The sequence below is a fragment of the Stenotrophomonas sp. HMWF003 genome (assembly GCF_003061285.1).
In the GTDB taxonomy this organism is placed as follows: Bacteria; Pseudomonadota; Gammaproteobacteria; order Xanthomonadales; family Xanthomonadaceae; genus Stenotrophomonas; species Stenotrophomonas maltophilia_AP.
In genome coordinates this window covers 1-3,534 of sequence record NZ_QAIW01000188.1, presented here as the reverse complement: position 1 = coordinate 3,534, position 3,534 = coordinate 1, and the positions used below count along the sequence as shown (strand labels likewise).

4 protein-coding genes are annotated in these 3,534 nt (G+C 65.6%); all 4 read left to right on the top strand.

The window, feature by feature from the left end; genetic code table 11:
* Positions 1–538 precede the first annotated feature (538 nt).
* Positions 539–901 carry a GntR family transcriptional regulator gene (locus tag DBR34_RS07600; protein WP_128096337.1) on the top strand — a complete coding sequence of 121 codons (363 nt, stop codon included), beginning with the start codon at positions 539–541 and terminating at the stop codon, positions 899–901.
* Positions 898–1,773, top strand: coding sequence for an ABC transporter ATP-binding protein (locus DBR34_RS07595; RefSeq protein ID WP_128096336.1), 876 nt, complete (start codon positions 898–900; stop codon positions 1,771–1,773). Before DBR34_RS07600 ends, DBR34_RS07595 begins: the two co-directional genes overlap by 4 nt.
* Positions 1,770–2,801, top strand: a complete 1,032-nt coding sequence (locus tag DBR34_RS07590; RefSeq protein ID WP_128096335.1) for a hypothetical protein — start codon at positions 1,770–1,772, stop codon at positions 2,799–2,801. Before DBR34_RS07595 ends, DBR34_RS07590 begins: the two co-directional genes overlap by 4 nt.
* A gap of 23 nt (positions 2,802–2,824) precedes the next feature.
* Positions 2,825–3,534: DUF4097 family beta strand repeat-containing protein (locus DBR34_RS07585; RefSeq protein ID WP_128096334.1), on the top strand; the 710-nt coding region annotated here is incomplete at its 3' end.

Sequence of the window (3,534 nt, the reverse complement as noted above, 5' to 3'; positions counted from 1 at the left end):
CGCCCGCCGAGCCCCTGATCGGTGCCGACTTGCCGAGTGTGGCGGTCTGCCCCAGAACCTGAATAGAGGCGTCCGCTCACCTACCATTGACCAGACTGAATGGACGATGGCCCACCAAGCCGTCAGGAAATCAAAACATCGTCATAGAAATCAATACGTTGAACTCACAGCGCGTCCGCTGTCATACCCCTGCCATCAGTTGGGGGTGGCCACCTGTTGCACTCCGGCGTGCCGGTGTTATAGTTGCATACAACACCAGTCACCTGATGCAGGGGAAGCCCATGAACCGCATGCGCCGCCGCCAGTCCGCCACAGCTGTCACCGCCGCCTCCGCGCTGTTGCTGCTCGGCTGGCTTGGCACCCCCGCCGGTGACCTCGGCAGTGCCGCTGCCACCGGTGCGTTTGAAAGCCCGCAGGACGCAGGCGTACTCCAGGCAGGGAACGCCAACGGCGCCCCCACGCCCCCCCGCCGGCTGCACAGCTCCCTGTCCATGCCTTACTTCTCATTCGCACAGTCGCTGAACCCACGGAGCTGACCATGAGCGATATCCAATGGAGCGATGGTGCTCCGATCTACCGTCAGCTGAAAGAGCGCGTGATTGCCATGATGCTTGACGGCATCATCAAGCCTGGCGACGCCCTGCCTTCGGTCCGACAGGTCGCCGCCGAGTACCAGCTCAACCCCATCACCGTTTCGCGCGCCTACCAGGAACTGGCTGACGAGGGCCTGGTCGAGAAGCGCCGCGGGCTGGGCATGTTCATGACCGAGGAAGCGGCCACGCAGCTGCGCAGCAGCGAGCGCGACCGGTTCCTCAATGAAGAATGGCCACTGGTGTTGGAACGCATCCAGCGCCTGGGCCTGAATATCGACGAATTGCTGCCCCAGGGGAAATCCTCATGAATGCCGTTGCAAGTGATGTCGTCATTTCCGCCCGTGGCCTGCGCAAGGCCTACAAGCAGACCGTGGCGCTGGACAACACCAGCTTCACCATCGCCCCGGGCCGGATCACCGGCCTGATCGGCCCCAACGGCGCCGGCAAGACCACCCTGCTCAAGGCGCTGCTGGGCCTGACCACGGTGGAAGGCGAACTGCAGGTGCTGGGGCTGGACCCGGCCGTGCAGCGCAACGCGCTGATGAACGATGTGTGCTTCATCGCCGACGTGGCGGTGCTGCCGCGCTGGATGAAGGTGCGCGAAGCGATCGACTTCGTCGCCGGCACCCACCCGCGCTTCGACCGCGCCCGCTGCGAGCGTTTCCTGGCCTCGACCAAGCTGCAGCCCAAGCAGCGCGTGCGCGAACTGTCCAAGGGCATGATCGTGCAGCTGCACCTGGCGCTGGTGATGGCCATCGATGCCAAGGTGCTGGTGCTGGACGAGCCGACCCTGGGCCTGGACATCCTGTATCGCAAGGAGTTCTACCAGCGCCTGCTGGAGGATTACTTCGACGAGCAGAAGACCATCATCGTCACCACCCACCAGGTGGAAGAGATCGAGCACATCCTCACCGACGTGATGTTCATCCGCGACGGCCGCATCGTGCTCACCACCGACATGGAAGACATCGGCGAGCGCTACAGCGAAGTGCTGGTGTCGGCCGAGTCGCTGGAGGCCGCGCGCGCCCTGCAGCCCATCGACGAGCGTGCCCTGCCGTTCGGCAAGACCGTGCTGTTGTTCGACGGGGTGCCGCGCGCCCAGCTCACGCCCCTGGGCGAGATCCGCAGCCCGGGGCTGGCGGACCTGTTCGTGGCCATCATGAAGGGAACCTACGCATGAACACCGTCCACTACCACCCCATCAGCAAGGCCAGCACCTTCAAGTGGATGCTCAAGCGCGAGTACTGGGAAAACCGCGGCGGGTTCCTGTACGCCCCGCTGATCGCCGGCGCGATTTCGCTGGTGATGAGCCTGATCGGCATTCTGTTCGGGCTGCTGGCCATGAACCGCGCGGCCAAGAGCGGCGGCCTGGTGATCGACAATGAAAGCGTCAACGTCAACGGGCTGGACCTGGCCCTGCTGACGAAGAAGCTGGACGCCGAGGCGCTGCACAACCTGGCCAACGGCCTGGACCTGACCCTGCTGCTGAGCTCGCTGTGGCCGTTCATCGTGCTGGCCTTCGTGGTGTTCTTCTACTGCCTGGGTGCGCTGTACGACGATCGCCGCGACCGCAGCATCCTGTTCTGGAAGTCGCTGCCGCTGTCGGACACCCAGACTGTGCTGTCCAAGGCATTGAGCGCATTGCTGGTGGCCCCGGTGATCGCGGTGCTCGCCTCGATCCTGACCATGTTCGGCTTCCTGCTGATCATCAGCGTGGTGGTGCTCAGCCATGGCGGCGACCCGATGACCCTGATCTGGGGCCCGGCCAGCCCGCTGGCGATCGCCGCCGGCCACCTGTCCTGGCTGCCCGTGTACCTGCTGTGGGCACTGCCGAGCGTGGGCTGGCTGCTGATGTGCTCGGCCTGGGCCAAGACCAAGCCGTTCCTGTGGGCGGTGATGCTGCCGCTGTTTGCCGGCATCATCGTCAGCACCACGCACCTGATGAACGCCTTCGACAGCACCAGCGGCTGGTTCTGGAAGCACATCGTCGGCCGCCTGTTGCTGGGTACCCTGCCGGGCAGCGACGTGTTCTACCGCGCCGATGAGCTGCGCGCGGTGATCGGCGACCGTGACAACCTGGTGGCCGCGCTGGCCCCGGCGAACCAGCTGACCGCGTTGAGCCTGCCCGATATCTGGATCGGTGCCGCAGTGGGCGTGGTCTTCATCATCGTCGCCATCCGCCTGCGCCGCCGCGCCGGCGAGATCTGATCGATTCACTCAAGGAGCCGCACATGATCCGCATGCTCGCTGTTGCTTCCCTGCTGTTGCTGCCGCTGTCGGCCCTGGCCGAACAGCCGCAGTGCAAGTTCAATGAACCGCGCGACCTCAAGCTCGACTTGGCCGGTGCCAAGGCGGTGGTGTTCGAGGTCAACCAGCACGATCTGGTGCTCACCGCCGGGGGCGGCGCCGCACAGCTCAGTGGCCGCGCCTGCGCCTCCAACGCGGACTGGCTGCGCCAGCTCACCGTGACCCAGCAGAAGGTGGGCGACAAGCTGGTAGTGCGCCTGCAACGCGAGAAGCAGAACCTCAGCATCAACATCGGCGGCAGCAACTACGCCTACCTGGACCTGCGCGGCAGCGTGCCGGACACCCTGCTGGTGCAGCTGAAGGTCGGCTCGGGCGACGTCAGCGTCACCGGCGCGCACTCGCTCAGCGCCGACGTCGGCTCGGGCGACATCGCCCTGCACAACATCAAGGGCGCGGTCACCGCCGCGATCGGCTCCGGCGATGTGACCCTGGACGGCGCCGGTTCGCTCAACCTGTTGTCGGTGGGTTCGGGCGACTTCAAGGCACGCAACCTGCGCGGCAACGCGAAGGTCGGCACGGTGGGGTCGGGCGACCTCGAACTGGACGGCGTGCAGGGCAACGTCACGCTGGAAACGCTGGGCTCCGGCGACGCCGACGTGCGCCAGGTCAAAGGCAACGTCAGCATCGGCAACGT

Excerpts from the sequence above, each read along its gene's own strand:
- DBR34_RS07590 (WP_128096335.1), top strand. The coding sequence starts at position 1,770 with ATGAACACCGTCCACTACCACCCCATCAGCAAGGCCAGCACCTTCAAG.
- DBR34_RS07600 (WP_128096337.1), top strand. The coding sequence starts at position 539 with ATGAGCGATATCCAATGGAGCGATGGTGCTCCGATCTACCGTCAGCTG.
- DBR34_RS07595 (WP_128096336.1), top strand. The coding sequence starts at position 898 with ATGAATGCCGTTGCAAGTGATGTCGTCATTTCCGCCCGTGGCCTGCGC.